The organism is Sagittula sp., assembly GCF_052825245.1.
In genome coordinates, this window is record NZ_JBRBWD010000065.1 from 98,663 (window position 1) to 114,116 (window position 15,454).

Genomic DNA, 15,454 nt, shown 5'->3' on the forward strand with positions numbered 1-15,454 from the left:
CGGTTACTCCGCCGCCTGAGACACCGGGCCGCCGCCCGCTTTCAACAGCGTCAGCAACTCCTCGCGGCGCTTGGCGGCCTTGGCCTCGTTGGCGATCTTGACCGGGCCGAACCCGCGGATCTGGAGAGGCAGTTCCGCCAGCGCGATCAGCGGGTCCATGGTCTCGGGCCGGGCCTTCGGCAGCCATTCGGCCATGTCGGCCTCGTACTGCGCGATCAGCGCCCGCTCCATCCGGCGTTCTTCCGACCGCCCGAAGACGTCCCAGACGGTGCCGCGCAGACCCTTCATCCGGGCCAGCATCCCGAAGACCTTCAGCATCTTCTCGCCGTAGGGTTTCTTCTCCGGGCGTCCGTCCGGCCCTTCCTTCGCCACCAGCGGCGGAGACAGGTGGAACGTCATCTCGAAGTCGCCGCCGAACTGCGCGCGTGCCTTGTCGCGGGTTTCGAGGTGCAGGCGCGCGACCTCGTATTCGTCCTTGTAGGCCAGGAGCTTGTGATAGCCCTTCGCGACCGCCTCTTTCAGGCGCGGATCGGCGATGTCCTTCAGGCGCGCGCGGTATTTGTCGGCCAGCGCCTCGTCCTGGTATTTCACGAGGTGATCGGCGCGGAAGGCGATCTTCTCGTCCAGCGACTTCGGCTTGTCGACAACGACCGGCTCCAACAGACGCGCGGCATCCTGCGGATGAAGAACGGCCCAGCGTCCGATCTCGAACGCGCGCAGGTTGCGCTGGACGGCGGCCCCGTTCAGTTCCACCGCGGCGGCAATCGCATCGTGCGACAGCGGCACCAGACCCATCTGCCACGCCGCGCCAAGGATCATCATGTTCGAGAAGATCGAGTCGCCCATCGTCGCCTTGGCAAGGTCGCTGGCGTCGAACATCGCGAGCCGGTCCTTGATCCGTGCCTCGAGCGCCAGTTTCAGCGCGTCGATCGGCAGGGCGAACTCGGTGTTGCGGGTGAAGTCGCCGGTGATGATCTCGTGGCTGTTCACGACAGCGCCGGTGCGCCCGGCCCTCGTCAGACCCAGCGTCTTGGCCCCGGCACTGACCACGAGATCGCCACCGATCAGCGCGTCAGCCTCGCCGGTCGCCACGCGCACGGCCGAGATGTCGTCGGGCTTTTCGGCGATGCGCAGGTGGATGTGCACCGCGCCACCCTTCTGGGCGAGGCCCGCCATCTCCATCATGGCCGCACCCTTGCCGTCGATCTGAGCCGCCTGCGCCAGAACCGCGCCGATGGTCACGACCCCGGTGCCACCGACGCCGGTCACGACCACGTTGAACGTCCCGTCGATCTTCGGCAGGTCCGGCTGCGGCATGTCGGGCAATTCGAGCTTGGCGACCTCTGCCTTCTTCACCTCTGCGCCTTCCAGCGTGACGAACGACGGGCAGAACCCCTTCAGGCAGGAGAAGTCCTTGTTGCAGGCCGACTGGTCGATGGCGCGCTTGCGGCCCAGTTCCGTCTCTTCGGGCACGATGGCCACGCAGTTCGATTGCACGCCGCAATCGCCGCAGCCCTCGCAGACATCGGTGTTGATGAAGACGCGCTTGTCGGGATCGGGGAACTGGCCGCGCTTGCGGCGGCGGCGCTTCTCGGCGGCGCAGGTCTGGATATAGAGCAGGACGGACACGCCCTCATGCTGCGCCAGCCCCTTCTGCACCTCGGACAATTCCGCGCGTTCGTGCATCGTGACGCCGGATGGGAACGCGCTGAAGGCCACGTCCTCCTTCTCGTCATAGACCACGGCAACACGCTCGACCCCCATGGCGCGCACCTCGTCGGCAATACGCTGGGGAGTGAGGCCGCCCTCGTTCTTCTGGCCGCCGGTCATGGCGACCGCGTCGTTGAAGAGGATCTTGTAGGTGATGTTCACGTCCGAGGCCAAGGCCGCCCGGATCGCCTGCACGCCGGAGTGGTTGTAGGTGCCGTCGCCCAGGTTCTGGAAGACGTGCCCGGTCTTTGAGAACGGCGCCTCGCCGATCCAGTTCGCGCCCTCGGCCCCCATGTGGGTGAAACCGAGCGTCGAGCGGTCCATCCACTGCACCATGTAGTGACAACCGATCCCGGCATAGGCGCGCGAACCCTCCGGCACCTTTGTCGACGAATTGTGCGGGCAGCCCGCGCAGAAATACGGGACACGTGCGGCGATGTCGGGCGTGTTGTCGGCCCGCGCCGCCTCTTCGATCTTCCTGAGCCCGGCACGGACGGCATCGGTCCCACGGCCTTCCTCGATCAGGATCTCGCCCAGCTTGCGGCCGATCCACATCGGGTCCAGCGCGCCACGCGTCGGGAACAGCTCGTCGCGGTGCATGCCGCCCGCGCCGCCCTTGTACCAGCCGTAGACCCGCCGTCCGCGACGGTCGTCAAAGATCGCCTCCTTGACCTGCACCTCGATCAGCTTGCGCTTCTCCTCGACGATGACGATCAGTTCGAGATCCTCGGCCCAGTCGTGGAAGCCCTGCATGTCCAGCGGAAAGACCTGCCCGACCTTGTAGGTCGTGATGCCGAGCCGCTCCGCCTCGGCCTCGTCGATGCCCAGAAGGGTCAGCGCATGCACGAGGTCCAGCCAGTTCTTGCCCGCTGAGACGAAGCCGATCTTCGCCCCGGGCTTGCCCCAGACCCGCTTGTCCATGCCGTTCGCGCGCGAGAACGCCTCGGCCGCAAAGCGCTTGTGGTCGATCATGCGCGTTTCCTGCGCATGGGGCGTGTCGCCGAGGCGGATGTTCAGACCGCCCTCCGGCATCGGGAAATCGGGCGTGACAAGGGACACACGGTCGGGACGGCCATCGACGACTGCCGTGGCTTCGACCGTGTCCTTCATCGTCTTCAGACCGACCCAGAGACCCGAAAACCGGCTGAGCGCGTAGCCGTAGAGCCCGTAATCGAGGATTTCCTGCACCCCGGCGGGCGAAACGACCGGCATATAGGCATCGACCAGCGCCCATTCGCTCTGATGGAGGACGGTGGAGGATTCACCCGTGTGGTCGTCCCCCATGGCCATCAGGACGCCACCGTGTTTCGAGGTGCCCGCCATGTTGGCGTGACGCATGGCATCGCCGGAACGGTCGACGCCCGGCCCCTTGCCGTACCAGAGACCGAAGACCCCGTCGAAGCGCCCCTCGCCCCGCAGTTCGGCCTGCTGGGAGCCCCACAGCGCCGTCGCTGCGAGATCCTCGTTCAGGCCCTCTTCGAAGCGTATGTCGTTTTCGCGCAACGTCTTTTCGGCGCGACGCATCTGCATGTCGACGGCGCCGAGCGGCGAGCCGCGATAGCCGGTGACATAGCCCGCGGTGTTCAGTCCTGCCTGCCGGTCCCGCGCCTTCTGCGTCAGCATGAGGCGGACGAGGGCCTGGGTTCCGTTCAGGAGAACGGTGTCGCGGGACAGGTCGAAACGGTCGTTCAGGGTGATCTTGTGCTTGGTCATCCGGCGCCTCCCAACGCTGAAGTTATGAGCATTGTAGCGCAAATTTAGGTAAATACCACTGACCTTAATGGGATTTTTTTCCGCAAATGCCGAGCGTTAAGTCAACTTCTTATTCATTTAACAGATTCCGTCCATTATGTGTGCGCCAACAGCGGAAAGTGTCGGTATGGATTGGGACAAGCTCAGAATATTTCACGCAGTGGCAGATGCGGGTAGCCTCACACACGCTGGGGATGCACTCCATCTGTCGCAATCGGCGGTGTCGCGGCAGGTCCGCGCGCTGGAAGAGGCGCTCAACACGACGCTCTTCCATCGCCATGCGCGTGGACTGATTCTCACCGAACAGGGTGAACTTCTGTTCGACGCCACCTCGTCGATGGTGAAACGCATCGACAGCGCCACCGCCCGCATCCGCGACAGCGAAGAGGAAGTCTTCGGCGAACTCAAGGTCACGACGACCCACGGGTTCGGGGCGCTGTGGCTCGCCCCGCGTCTGACCAAGCTCTACGAGAAGTACCCCGACCTGAAGATCGACCTGATGCTGGAAGAGCGCGTGCTCGACCTGCCGATGCGCGAGGCCGACGTCGCGATCCGCATGAAGGAACCCAGCCAGGCCGACCTGATCCGCAAGCGCCTGATGTCGATCCGCATGCGTATGTACGCCTCGCCCGACTATCTTGCAGAGCACGGCGAACCCACGCGGCTGGAAGAGATGGTCTCGCACCGCCTGATCTGCCAGAAGCCCGGCGCGCCGCAGGTGCTGGCGGGCGAACAGCTCGTTCAGTCGCTGCTGGCCAACGATGTGCAGACCACGCTGACGGTGAACAACTACTTCGGCGTGCTGCAGGCCGTGATCTCGAACCTCGGGATCGGTGTGCTGCCCGACTACATCATCGAGGATTTCCCGACGATGGTCCGGGTTCTGCCGGACATCGAGAGCGTCGAGGTGCCCGTTTTCCTCGCATATCCTGAAGAACTCAGACAATCTAAGCGTGTGTCGGCCTTCCGGGATTTCGTACAGGATGAAATTATCGCTCACCGTCGCCAGCGAAAGGCGATGGGCATGGACTGAATTCCCGCATGACGGGAAAAATCACTGTGGTATGCACGTCACGCATGGCGGGAATGCTGCAGGTGCGGCGTAAATGTCCTTGATCGATTCATGTGTGATGACATATTCGGCAGATGACGAAGCGATGCATCTTTTTCTTCGCATCGTCATACCTCCCTGTTGGACTACGGCCGAGCTTTGTGCTCGGCCTTTTTTTTGGCCGAACCTCTTCTTGCTCGCCCCTCCCTCGTCGCAATGGCGGGAACGGCACATGACAAGCCGTGCCGCGACACAATGCCAATGGACCCGCCCTTCCCACCCGCCCTCACGGCGCTACCCTGAAAACCAGTAGCAGCAACCTCACGGACACCCGCGCCAGATGCCCCTTCGACCGCACATGTTCGCCCGTCCGGTCTGGGTCACGCTTGGCGCGCTGTCCCTCGGGCTCGGCATCATTGGCATCGTGCTGCCGATCCTGCCGACCACGCCCCTGGTGCTGCTGGCGGCGTTCTGCTTCGGCAAGGGCTCTCCCCGGCTGCGGCTGTGGCTGGAAACGCACCGGACCTTCGGCCCGCCGATCCGCGCGTGGGAAACGACGGGAGCCATCTCGCGCCGTCACAAGCGCATGGCGCTGGGGATGATGGCCGTCACCTTCTGCATCGGGCTGATCCTTGCCCTTCCGCTGCACGTCCTCGCGATCCAGGCGGTCTGCTTCCTTGGCGCGGGCACCTACGTCTGGACGCGCCCGGACGCGTGAACCGCCCCTGCGCTTGCGGCGACGGGCAAAAACGGTAACGTCCGCCCGTATTCGAGACAAAGGATTCCCGTATGTCGTCTTCGCTGATGCTCTCCTGTTCGTGCGGCAGCATGTCGTGGAGCCTCGCCTCCGTCGCGCCGCGCCGTCATGTCGTCTGTTACTGTGCCGACTGCCGCAGCTTTCCCAAAGCGCTCGGCCATCCGGAGTTTCTTGACGAGAACGGCGGCCTGCACATCCTTCAGACCGTGCCCGGCCATGTTACCATCACCCACGGGCATCAGCATCTGGCCGCGCTGAAACTCTCTCCGAAGGGCATGGTGCGTTACCATTCGGGCTGCTGCGGCACGCCCATCGCCAACGTGCTCGAAAAGAAGACCCTGCCTTTCGTCGGCTTGGCCATCCCCGCGCCCGCCGAGCAATGCGGCCCCGTCCGGAGCCGCGTCAACGTCGACAGCACCCGCGGCAAGGTGAAGGAGCTGAATCCAGCGGCCGCCTTCTTCACTGTCTTCGGGCGCGCCGTCGGGGCTGTCTTCAAAGGCAAGACCAACGGCCCGTTCCATGGCGAAGACGGGCTGCCGGTGGTCACGCCCCGGGTGCTGACACTGGCGGAACGCAACGCCGCGCGCGCACCGCTGGACTGACGGCCGGGGTGCGCGCTCCTGCTGCACCAAAGCGGCCGCTTGCCCCCTTCCCCCTGCCGCGCCCTTGCCTTAAACGGGGCGCGCAACGCCACGTCAGGGGAAAGACATGCAGGAACCGGACATCACCGAAGATCTGATCGCGTCCCACGGGATCAAGCCGGACGAATATGCCGAGATCCTGCGCATCCTGAATCGCGAGCCCACGTTCACGGAACTGGGCATCTTCAGCGCAATGTGGAACGAGCACTGTTCCTACAAATCCTCGAAGATTCACCTCAAGAAGCTGCCGACAACCGGCCCGCAGGTCATCTGCGGCCCCGGCGAGAACGCGGGCGTCGTGGACATCGGCGACGGGCAGGCCGTGGTCTTCAAGATGGAAAGCCACAACCACCCCTCGTACATCGAACCCTACCAGGGTGCTGCGACCGGCGTGGGCGGCATTCTGCGCGACGTCTTCACCATGGGCGCCCGTCCCATCGCCGCGATGAACTCGCTGTCCTTCGGCGCGCCCGACCATCCCAAGACCCGCCAGCTCGTGCACGGTGTGGTGGAAGGGATCGGCGGTTACGGCAACGCGTTCGGCGTCCCGACCGTCGGCGGCGAGACCCGTTTCCACAAGGCCTACAACGGCAACTGCCTCGTGAACGCCTTTGCCGCGGGCCTCGCAGACGCCGACAAGATCTTCTACTCCGCCGCTTCGGGCGTCGGCCGTCCCGTCGTCTACCTGGGCGCCAAGACCGGCCGCGACGGTGTCGGCGGCGCGACCATGGCCTCGGCAGAGTTCGACGAGAGCATCGAGGAAAAACGCCCAACCGTTCAGGTCGGCGACCCCTTCACCGAGAAACGCCTGATGGAGGCAACGCTGGAGCTGATGCAGACCGGCGCCGTGATCTCGATCCAGGACATGGGTGCGGCGGGCCTGACCTGCTCGGCGGTAGAGATGGGCGACAAGGGCGGCCTCGGCATCCGGCTCGACCTCGAGAACGTGCCGCAGCGCGAAACCAACATGACCGCCTACGAGATGATGCTGTCGGAATCGCAGGAACGCATGCTGATGGTGCTCGACCCCTCGAAGGAGGCAGAGGCCAAGGCGGTCTTCGACAAGTGGGACCTCGACTTCGCCATCGTCGGCGAGACCATCCCCGAGGACCGCTTCCTCATCATGCACAACGGAACCTGCATGGCCGACCTGCCGCTGTCCAAGCTGTCGTCCAGCGCGCCGGAGTACGACCGCCCGCATGTGCCGACACCGGAAGCCGCCCCGCTTGCGGACGTGCCGCAGATCGACCCCATCGACGGCCTGAAGGCGCTGCTGGCCAGCCCGAACTACGCGTCGAAGGCGTGGATCTACGACCAGTACGACAGCCAGGTGATGGCCGACACCATGCGCACCCCGGGCTTCGGCGCGGGCGTGATCCGGGTGCACGGCACCGACAAGAAGCTGGCCTTCACCTCGGACGTGACGCCGCGCTACGTGAAGGCGAACCCGGTTCAGGGCGGACGGCAGGCCGTGGCCGAGGCCTATCGCAACCTGACCGCCGTGGGCGCCAAGCCCTTGGCCACGACCGACAACCTCAACTTCGGCAACCCCGAGAAGCCGGAGATCATGGGCCAGTTCGTCGGTGCGCTTCAGGGCATCGGCGAGGCCTGCCTGGCGCTCGACATGCCGATCGTTTCGGGCAACGTGTCACTTTATAACGAAACGGACGGTCAGGGCATCCTGCCCACGCCGACCATTGGCGCCGTGGGCCTGATCGCCGCGGGCGAAGAGCCGATCCTCGACACGCCTCGCGACGGACACGTGGCTCTCCTGCTGGGCGAAACGGCGGGCCACCTCGGCCAGTCCGCGCTTCTGGCAGAAGTCTTCCACCGCGAGGACGGCGACGCCCCGCACGTCGACCTAGACATCGAGCGTGCCAACGGCGACTTCATCCGCGCCAACCGCCAGTGGATCAGGTCCTGCACCGACCTCGCTGACGGTGGCCTTGCGCTGGCGGCGTTCGAGATGGCGGCGGCGGGCAACACCGGCGTGCAACTGGACACCGACGACACCGCGCAGCTCTTCGGTGAGGATCAGGGTCGCTACCTGATCGCCTGCAGCTTCGACGCGGCCGAGGCGCTGATGACCGCAGCCGGACAGGCGGGCGTCACGCTTTCCTCCGTCGGCAAGTTCACCGGAGACACTGTGCGCATGGGAGGGTCGGAGGCGCCGCTGGCCGAGCTTCTGGAGACTTACAGGTCTTCCTTCGCGGCGACCTTCGCCTGACACGATGCGCGGGGCGGACCTGTTTCCGCCCCGGCCCCCTTGCCTTCAGGGCCATGGCGTCCCGCCCGCAAATCACCCCTTTCCCCGGTCGGGCCGCGGACCCATATTCAGCCCATGCTGAAGTTCACCCCGATCCTCCTCGCGATCATCTATGCGCTGGTGATGTACCACTTCTCGGCGTGGCGCACGCGACGGGAACTTGACGCGCGGTCCACCGAGCTTGCGGACCCGCGCCTGAAGAAGCTGACCGACCGCATGGCGCAGGCGCTGGACCTGCCCCGCATCCGGGTGAACATCTACGAGATCGATCCGGTCAACGGTCTGGCGGCGCCGGACGGGCGCATCTTCATCACGCGCGGCTTCTACAAGAAGTACCAGCAAGGCGAGGTTTCGGCAGAGGAGCTGTCCTCTGTCATCGCGCATGAACTGGGCCACGTGGCGCTTGGCCACGCGCGCCGCCGGATGATCGACTTCTCTGGCCAGAACGCCATCCGGACCGCGTTGATGATGGTGCTGGGGCGCCTGATCCCCGGCGTGGGTGTCTGGCTTGCCAACATGCTGACGACGCTGCTGGCGGCGCACCTGTCCCGGTCCGATGAATACGAGGCCGACGCCTATGCCGCAGCCCTCCTCCACAAGTCCGGTATCGGCATCGCCCCCCAAGTCAGCCTGTTCAGGAAGCTGGAGGCGTTGACCCAGTCGAACCGTGCCGCACCCGCCTGGCTCCTGTCGCACCCCAAGACTCAGGACCGCATCACCGCCATCGAGACGATGGGCGCCCGCTGGACCACGCCGGAGACCTGAGGCTCCGGATCAGCCTTCCGCGGGCAGAAGGTCGAAGCTGCCCTCGGCGACGTCTGTGCCGTTCACCTGAACGACGATCCCGTGTGCGCCCGGGTGCAGCCGGTAGGTCGTCGCGTCGCCTTTCAGGACATGCCGTTTCTCGAACCGCGCGGCGCGGCGCGGTGCGACCTTTCCCGCTTTCAGCTTGAACACCTTCTCCGCCGATCCGCCGGGCCGGGCGAACCGAAGGCGGTAGTCGACGAGGACAGGCAAGGCTTCATCTGCCACGATCTCCACGGCAAAGCGCAGCGCCTCCCCGATCTTCACCTGCGGCGTCAGTATGTCGAGCGTGGCGGTCACATCCCCAACGCGATAGCCCAGCAGATCGAGCGCGGGACGCTCGCCGCGTTTCACTGCCGTCCGCAGGGCGTGGCGGGTGATCCACGCCATCTCGCCCGCCTCCTGCCGACCCTCCGCCTGCCAGCCCGCAAGGCGCGCCACCACTTCGTCCGGCATCACCTTCGACAGGTCGTTCATGTGGTTGGCGACGGACCGCGTGACGTAGCGCGTCGGATCGGCGTGCAGCACGTCGAGGAAAGCCAACGGCACCGCCGGATCGATCTCGATGTTCCGCGCCCAGGGCAGCCGCGGGCGGGTGCCTTCACTGACCAGCCGGCGCACGTGGTAGTTGTCGTCCCGCGCCCAGTCGTGCAGCTGCGCGAGCGTCCGCTCCGGCCAGCGGTTCAGGAAGGGCCTGATGTAGAACTCCATGGAGAACCGGCGCGTGACCGCGTGTAACAGGTCGAGGGCGCGGTCGGGGTCCTCCATCCCGTGACGAACGATCAGGATGCCATGCACCGCGTGGATGAACCGGCCGAAGTCGTCGTCCTTCAGCGCAGGGTCCAGCGCGGGGGGCAGAGCCGCCTCCAGCGCCTCGGCCATGGGGCCGAAGCCGGAGGGCAGTTGCGCCTCCAGACAGTCCGCCATCCACTCCAGCCGCTCCAGCAGACCGCGCCCGGCCAGTCCCGGGACACACTCCGCCAGGAACCGGTCCCGGTCGAACCCGGGCAGGACAGCGAACTCGGCGGCCAGATCGGCCAGCGACTCCGCATTGAACAGCTGATCGGCAAGGGAGAAGCCAGCGCCGCCCCCCTTGCCGTCCGGTCCCCGCGCCACGGCTTACATCGTCATGTTGGAGGCGCCGCCATCCAGCAGGATGTTCTGCCCCACCATGAAGCCCGCGTGCTGCGAGCACATGAAGGCGCACATCTGGCCGAACTCTTCCGGCGTGCCGTAGCGTCCGGCGGGGATGGTGGCATAGCGTTCGGCCCGCGCCTCCTCCAGCGAGATGCCCTTCGACTTCACCACGGCGCCGTCCAGCGAATCCGCACGGTCGGTGGCGTGGATGCCAGGCAGCAGGTTGTTGACGATCACCCCCTTGGGCGCCACCTGCCGGGAGGTCCCGGCGACGTAACCCGTCAGACCCGTCCGGGCGGAGTTCGACAGACCCAGCACGGCCACCGGCGACTTCACCGAAACGGAGGTGATGTTGACCACCCGGCCCCAGCCCTTGTCGATCATCTTCGGCATCAGCGCGGTCATCAGCGCGATGGGCGTCAGCATGTTCGCATCGAGCGCCTTGATGAAATCCTCGCGCCCCCAGTCGGACCACATGCCCGGCGGCGGGCCGCCCGCGTTGGTCACGAGGATGTCCACGTCGCCCGCCTCTTCCAGGACCCGTGCGCGTCCGTCTTCCGACACGATGTCCGCCGCAACCGTCGTGACGCTGACCTGCCAGCGGTCGCGGATTGCCTGCGCGGTCTCTTCCAGCGCCTCCGCCCCGCGCGCGTTCATCACGAGGTCCACGCCCGCCTCTGCCAGTGCCTCCGCGCAGCCGCGCCCGAGTCCCTTGCTCGATGCGCAGACCAGCGCACGTTTACCGCGAATTCCCAGGTCCATTGCGACCTCCTAAGTGCTTGTTTTCTGCTTCGTTTCAGCAACGCCGACAAATCGTCGGTCCGCAACCCATTTGATGACACAATTTCCCGGCATACAATGCCCCGGTGGGAGGTTCTATGAACTGAGTCCCCCGCATCTTGCTGCCAGCTGCCAGGAGTCGTCATGAGCCGTTCCGCATCGTCCCTACAGGTCTTCCCCGCCACCGCCCTGCGCGTGGTCAACGGGGCCAACCTCGGCGATGCGCTGGCCTGGGCAGAGGACCTTCAGCCCGACGACATCTACCGCCTGTCACCGCTGTCCGCGCTGCGCACGATCTCGGTCGAGAACACGGCAAAGCCCCCCTTCCACATTGGCGACAGGACGGAGGTCGGGACCCCTGGAAACGCATTGCACCTCGACTGCTGCGTGACCTTCATGTCCGGCTCCGGCAACACGACAGAGGCGCTGGTGCTCGTGGAAACCGACGAGGAGGGCAACGCGGTCCAGGTCTACGCCCTGCCCCTGACGGAGATGTCGCCCAAGATCGACTATGTGCTGGTCGGCATTTCGGAGGAAACCGCGCTCGCCCGTTACGCGCAGATCGCCTGTACGTCCTTTACCGCGGGCACGCTCATCACCATGGCCTCCGGCGCGCAGAAGCCGGTAGAGGATCTGGTGGCCGGGGATCGCGTCCTCACCCGTGACGACGGCCCGCAGGAGATCCGCTGGATCGGCCACCACACCTCGCGCGCCTCGGGAACCTTCGCGCCGATCCTCATCCGCGAGGGGGCGCTCAACAACGCCCGCGACCTGTACGTGTCGCCCGACCACAGGCTGTTCATTTACCAGCGCCGCGACGAACTCGGCGCCGGACGGTCGGAAGTGCTGGTCCGCGCCCGCCACCTCGTGAACGGCGACACGGTGGTCGTCGCGCCCGGCGGTTTCGTCGACTACTTCCAGATGCTCTTCGACGCGCATCAGATCATCTATGCTGAAGGGATCGCCGCCGAATCGATGCTGGTGACGACCCAGACGCAGGCCGTTCTGCCCGATGCGCTGGCCGACCGTCTGTCGGCGCTTATCCCGGGGCACAAGCGCACCGACTTCTCCGGGTACGAGATCGGAGAGGCACTGCTGTCGCATCCCGATGCCGCGGCCCTGCTGAGGAAATCCTCCGGCGGCTGAACCGCGACCTTCGGGGGGCACGCCACGGTCAGTGAGACCGCAGCGCCTCGATCAGTTCGTCCTTGTTCATGTCGGACCGCCCTTCGATCCCGATCTCCTGCGCGCGGGCGTAGAGGTCGTCCTTTGTCCATTCCTCGTAAGGCGGCGCCTTGCCGCCCTTCTCAGACGGGTGCATGTCGTCGTTCGCCTTGGCATTTGCGATGCGGGCTGCCTTTTCCTTGGACATGCCGTCGTCTCGCAGGTCGTCGTACAGCTTTTCGTCCTTGATGCTCGGTCGTGACATTGGGGGGCTCCTTTGCTGCAACAAAAACGTATGGCGCGCACTGCGGGTTCCGGCCCTTGCAGCCACCGGGAGCGGGGCGTATCCCGTCGCCAAATCCTGACCGAAAGGACATTCCATGCGCCGTCGCCAATTCCTCCTCCGCTCTGCCGCCGTCTCTGCCCTGATCGCCGCGCCCGTCTCCCTGCGCGCCGCCTACGCCCCCGCCTCCACCGCGTGGCGCACGTTCGAGCTGACGACGACCGTCACGCTCGACCGAGACGGCAAGGCAGCGCAGGCGTGGATCCCGGTCCCCGCCCATGCCGATCCGCTCTGGACGATCCCGGGCGACACCGCCTGGACCGGCAATGCCGACACGGTGGAACAGGTCATGGCAGAGGATGGCAGCCACGGGTTCATCCACGCCACGTGGGAAGCCTCCGACGCGCCCGCGGTGCTGGAGGTGACCTCCGAAGTCCGCACCCGCGACCGTCATTCCGGCCTTCCCGGCAACGCGGTCCTCTCGGACGAGGAACGTGCCCGGGCAACGGCCCCCACGGACCTGCTGCCGCTGAACGGCATCGTCCTCGACACCGCCAATGAGATTACCGATGGCGCCGGGGACGACCTTGACCGCGCCATGCGCATCTACAACTGGGTGGTCGACGAGACGGAGCGCAATCCGGAGACGCGCGGCTGCGGACTCGGCGACATCGCCTCCATGCTGCACACCGGTGACCTGACGGGCAAATGTGCCGACCTGAACGCCCTGTTCGTGGGCCTCGCCCGCGCCGCTGGCCTGCCCGCCCGCGATCTCTATGGCATCCGCGTCGCGCCCTCTGCTTTCGGCTACAAGGCGCTGGGTGCCGGATCTGCCGACGTGACAAAGGCGCAGCACTGCCGGGCCGAGGTGTTCATTGACGGTCAGGGCTGGGTCGCGGCCGATCCGGCGGACGTGCGCAAGGTGGTGCTGCAGGAAGACGACGGCACGCTGAGCCTTGCCGACGCCAAGGTGCAGGACGTGCGCGAGGCGCTGTTCGGCGCGGCGGAGGGCAACTGGATCGCATACGGCACCGCGCATGACGTATCGCTGCCCGGCTCGGACAACGGTCCGGTCCCGTTCCTGATGTACCCGCAGGCGGAAATCGGCGGTGAACGGCGCGACGAACTCGAGCCGGACACCTTCAGCTACACAATCACCACGCGCGAGCTGGAAGCCTGATCCGGCCCGCGCGCAGGTTCCGAACCGCGCGCGGAACGGTGACGCGAAGGACGGTGCGACTGTGAAGTTTGCCGTCCAAGTGTTTGTTTTAAAGTGAACTTGGCTATCCGACCATTTGCGGTGAGCGCCATCGGACGACCGAACTGTCATTCGGTTCCATAGGTTGCCAAACGCGCCGAGGAAGGCCGCCCAGATACGAACACTCCGGGACCAATGGCTCCCGCTGCTCATCGAACCCCGGCCTGCACACCGTCGCAAAGCCAGAATGGCCGCACAGTCTCCTGCATGGATTGTGCGGCCCTCGAATACGCGCTATCTGCGCCTCCATGCTGGACAATCGCCCCTCCCTTCCGCCCGAAATCGCCCGCCGCCGGACGTTTGCGATCATCTCGCACCCCGATGCGGGCAAGACCACGCTGACGGAAAAGTTCCTCCTCTACGGGGGCGCCATCCAGATGGCCGGACAGGTGCGCGCCAAGGGCGAGGCGCGGCGCACCCGGTCGGACTTCATGCAGATGGAAAAGGACCGGGGCATCTCCGTCTCGGCCTCTGCCATGTCATTCGATTTCGGCAAGTTTCGCTTCAACCTCGTCGACACGCCCGGCCACTCGGACTTTTCCGAGGACACCTACCGCACGCTGACGGCGGTGGATGCCGCCGTCATGGTCATCGACGGCGCGAAGGGTGTGGAAAGCCAGACCCAGAAGCTGTTCGAGGTCTGCCGCTTGCGCGACCTGCCGATCCTGACCTTCTGCAACAAGATGGACCGCGAGGCGCGCGACACCTTCGAGATCATCGACGAGATTCAGGAAAACCTGGCCATCGACGTGACGCCCGCATCTTGGCCCATCGGCATGGGGCGCGATTTCCTCGGCTGTTACGACATGCTCAACGACCGGCTGGAACTGATGGACCGCGCCGACCGGAACAAGGTGGCGGAATCCATCAGCCTCGAAGGGCTGGACGACCCGCGCATGGCCGACCACATCCCCGCCGCGCTGCTGGCCCAGCTTCGCGAAGAGGTGGAGATGGCGCGCGAACTGCTGCCCACGCTCGACCCGCAATCTGTGCTCGAAGGGCACATGACCCCGATCTGGTTCGGTTCTGCGATCAACTCCTTCGGGGTGAAGGAACTGATGCAGGGCATCGGCACCTTTGGTCCCGAGCCGCAGGTCCAGAAGGCCACCCCGCGCGAGATCGCACCGGAAGAGACCAAGGTCGCCGGTTTCGTCTTCAAGGTGCAGGCCAACATGGACCCCAAGCACCGCGACCGCGTGGCATTTGTGCGGCTTGCCTCGGGCCACTTCGAACGCGGCATGAAGCTGACGCATGTCCGCACGAAGAAGCCCATGGCGATCACGAACCCGGTGCTCTTCCTCGCCGCCGACCGTGAACTGGCGGAGGAGGCCTGGGCGGGCGACATCATCGGCATTCCGAACCACGGGCAGCTGCGCATCGGCGATACGCTGACCGAGGGCGAGATGCTGAAAGTGTCCGGCATCCCGTCCTTCGCACCCGAACTGCTGCAGACCGTGCGTGCGGGCGACCCGATGAAGGCCAAGCACCTGGAAAAGGCGCTGATGCAATTCGCTGAGGAAGGCGCGGCCAAAGTCTTCAAACCGATGATCGGCTCCGGCTTTATCGTCGGTGTGGTCGGTGCGCTGCAATTCGAGGTTCTGGGCAGCCGGATCGAGCTGGAGTACGGCCTGCCGGTCCGGTTCGACGCCTCCCAGTTCACCTCTGCCCGCTGGGTGCATGGGCCGAAAGAGGCCGTCGAGAAGTTCTCGCAGGCCAACAAGCAGCACATCAGTTACGACCACGACGGCGATGTGGTCTATCTGACGCGCCTGCAATGGGACATCGACCGGGTGGAGCGTGACTATCCCGACATCACGCTGAGCGCGACGAAGGAAATGATGGTCTGATCCG

General features: G+C 65.6%; 12 protein-coding genes. 8 read left to right on the forward strand and 4 right to left on the reverse strand.

Annotated elements, in window-relative coordinates:
- Positions 1-3: 3 nt before the first annotated feature.
- Positions 4-3,423 carry an indolepyruvate ferredoxin oxidoreductase family protein gene (locus tag ACU0DV_RS25665; protein ID WP_446242911.1) on the reverse strand — a complete coding sequence of 1,140 codons (3,420 nt, stop codon included), beginning with the start codon at positions 3,421-3,423 and terminating at the stop codon, positions 4-6.
- A 166-nt stretch (positions 3,424-3,589) separates the two neighbouring features.
- Between ACU0DV_RS25665 and ACU0DV_RS25670 the strand changes: the two genes are divergently transcribed.
- The 5 genes from ACU0DV_RS25670 (at position 3,590) to ACU0DV_RS25690 (ending at position 8,942) form a co-directional block, all read left to right on the forward strand.
- On the forward strand, positions 3,590-4,495 hold the full coding sequence (locus ACU0DV_RS25670) for a LysR family transcriptional regulator (RefSeq protein ID WP_100926967.1): 906 nt from the start codon (positions 3,590-3,592) through the stop codon (positions 4,493-4,495).
- A 358-nt stretch (positions 4,496-4,853) separates the two neighbouring features.
- Positions 4,854-5,231, forward strand: a complete 378-nt coding sequence (locus ACU0DV_RS25675; RefSeq protein ID WP_254698259.1) for a YbaN family protein — start codon at positions 4,854-4,856, stop codon at positions 5,229-5,231.
- A gap of 71 nt (positions 5,232-5,302) precedes the next feature.
- A complete protein-coding gene (locus tag ACU0DV_RS25680; RefSeq protein ID WP_446242910.1) occupies positions 5,303-5,872 on the forward strand; it encodes a DUF6151 family protein in 570 nt (189 codons plus the stop codon).
- Between the two features lie 106 nt (positions 5,873-5,978).
- Positions 5,979-8,138 (forward strand): phosphoribosylformylglycinamidine synthase subunit PurL, encoded by a 2,160-nt coding sequence (gene purL / locus ACU0DV_RS25685; protein ID WP_446242909.1) that lies wholly within the window; start codon positions 5,979-5,981, stop codon positions 8,136-8,138.
- 114 nt (positions 8,139-8,252) lie between these two features.
- Positions 8,253-8,942, forward strand: a complete 690-nt coding sequence (locus ACU0DV_RS25690) for a M48 family metalloprotease (protein ID WP_283983067.1) — start codon at positions 8,253-8,255, stop codon at positions 8,940-8,942.
- Between the two features lie 9 nt (positions 8,943-8,951).
- Here the strand turns inward: ACU0DV_RS25690 and ACU0DV_RS25695 are convergent, their stop codons facing one another.
- The gene (locus ACU0DV_RS25695) at positions 8,952-10,097 is read right to left on the reverse strand and encodes a hypothetical protein (RefSeq protein ID WP_446242908.1); all 1,146 of its coding nucleotides are present in this window, start codon (positions 10,095-10,097) and stop codon (positions 8,952-8,954) included.
- A 3-nt stretch (positions 10,098-10,100) separates the two neighbouring features.
- Positions 10,101-10,880, reverse strand: coding sequence for an SDR family oxidoreductase (locus ACU0DV_RS25700; protein WP_283983065.1), 780 nt, complete (start codon positions 10,878-10,880; stop codon positions 10,101-10,103).
- A gap of 162 nt (positions 10,881-11,042) precedes the next feature.
- Here ACU0DV_RS25700 and ACU0DV_RS25705 point away from each other — a divergent pair, with 162 nt between their 5' ends.
- On the forward strand, positions 11,043-12,044 hold the full coding sequence (locus ACU0DV_RS25705; protein WP_446242907.1) for a Hint domain-containing protein: 1,002 nt from the start codon (positions 11,043-11,045) through the stop codon (positions 12,042-12,044).
- Positions 12,045-12,072: 28 nt separating this feature from the next.
- Here the strand turns inward: ACU0DV_RS25705 and ACU0DV_RS25710 are convergent, their stop codons facing one another.
- Complete coding sequence (locus ACU0DV_RS25710; RefSeq protein ID WP_446242906.1) at positions 12,073-12,327, reverse strand: DUF7218 family protein; 255 nt, start codon at positions 12,325-12,327, stop codon at positions 12,073-12,075.
- Between the two features lie 115 nt (positions 12,328-12,442).
- On the opposite strand from ACU0DV_RS25710, the gene ACU0DV_RS25715 reads away from it, so the two are divergent.
- Both ACU0DV_RS25715 and ACU0DV_RS25720 read left to right on the forward strand, forming a co-directional pair.
- Positions 12,443-13,525 (forward strand): transglutaminase-like domain-containing protein, encoded by a 1,083-nt coding sequence (locus tag ACU0DV_RS25715; RefSeq protein WP_446242905.1) that lies wholly within the window; start codon positions 12,443-12,445, stop codon positions 13,523-13,525.
- Between the two features lie 326 nt (positions 13,526-13,851).
- Entirely contained in the window at positions 13,852-15,450 is a 1,599-nt protein-coding gene (locus ACU0DV_RS25720; protein WP_446242904.1) for a peptide chain release factor 3, read from the forward strand.
- Positions 15,451-15,454 lie beyond the last annotated feature (4 nt).

What these genes read in the sequence shown, in the direction of transcription:
- ACU0DV_RS25675 (WP_254698259.1), top strand. Translation starts at nt 4,854, where the DNA reads ATGCCCCTTCGACCGCACATGTTCGCCCGTCCGGTCTGGGTCACGCTT.
- ACU0DV_RS25715 (WP_446242905.1), top strand. Translation starts at nt 12,443, where the DNA reads ATGCGCCGTCGCCAATTCCTCCTCCGCTCTGCCGCCGTCTCTGCCCTG.
- ACU0DV_RS25700 (WP_283983065.1), bottom strand. Translation starts at nt 10,880, where the DNA reads ATGGACCTGGGAATTCGCGGTAAACGTGCGCTGGTCTGCGCATCGAGC.
- ACU0DV_RS25680 (WP_446242910.1), top strand. Translation starts at nt 5,303, where the DNA reads ATGTCGTCTTCGCTGATGCTCTCCTGTTCGTGCGGCAGCATGTCGTGG.
- ACU0DV_RS25670 (WP_100926967.1), top strand. Translation starts at nt 3,590, where the DNA reads ATGGATTGGGACAAGCTCAGAATATTTCACGCAGTGGCAGATGCGGGT.
- ACU0DV_RS25705 (WP_446242907.1), top strand. Translation starts at nt 11,043, where the DNA reads ATGAGCCGTTCCGCATCGTCCCTACAGGTCTTCCCCGCCACCGCCCTG.
- purL (WP_446242909.1), top strand. Translation starts at nt 5,979, where the DNA reads ATGCAGGAACCGGACATCACCGAAGATCTGATCGCGTCCCACGGGATC.
- ACU0DV_RS25720 (WP_446242904.1), top strand. Translation starts at nt 13,852, where the DNA reads ATGCTGGACAATCGCCCCTCCCTTCCGCCCGAAATCGCCCGCCGCCGG.
- ACU0DV_RS25665 (WP_446242911.1), bottom strand. Translation starts at nt 3,423, where the DNA reads ATGACCAAGCACAAGATCACCCTGAACGACCGTTTCGACCTGTCCCGC.
- ACU0DV_RS25690 (WP_283983067.1), top strand. Translation starts at nt 8,253, where the DNA reads ATGCTGAAGTTCACCCCGATCCTCCTCGCGATCATCTATGCGCTGGTG.
- ACU0DV_RS25710 (WP_446242906.1), bottom strand. Translation starts at nt 12,327, where the DNA reads ATGTCACGACCGAGCATCAAGGACGAAAAGCTGTACGACGACCTGCGA.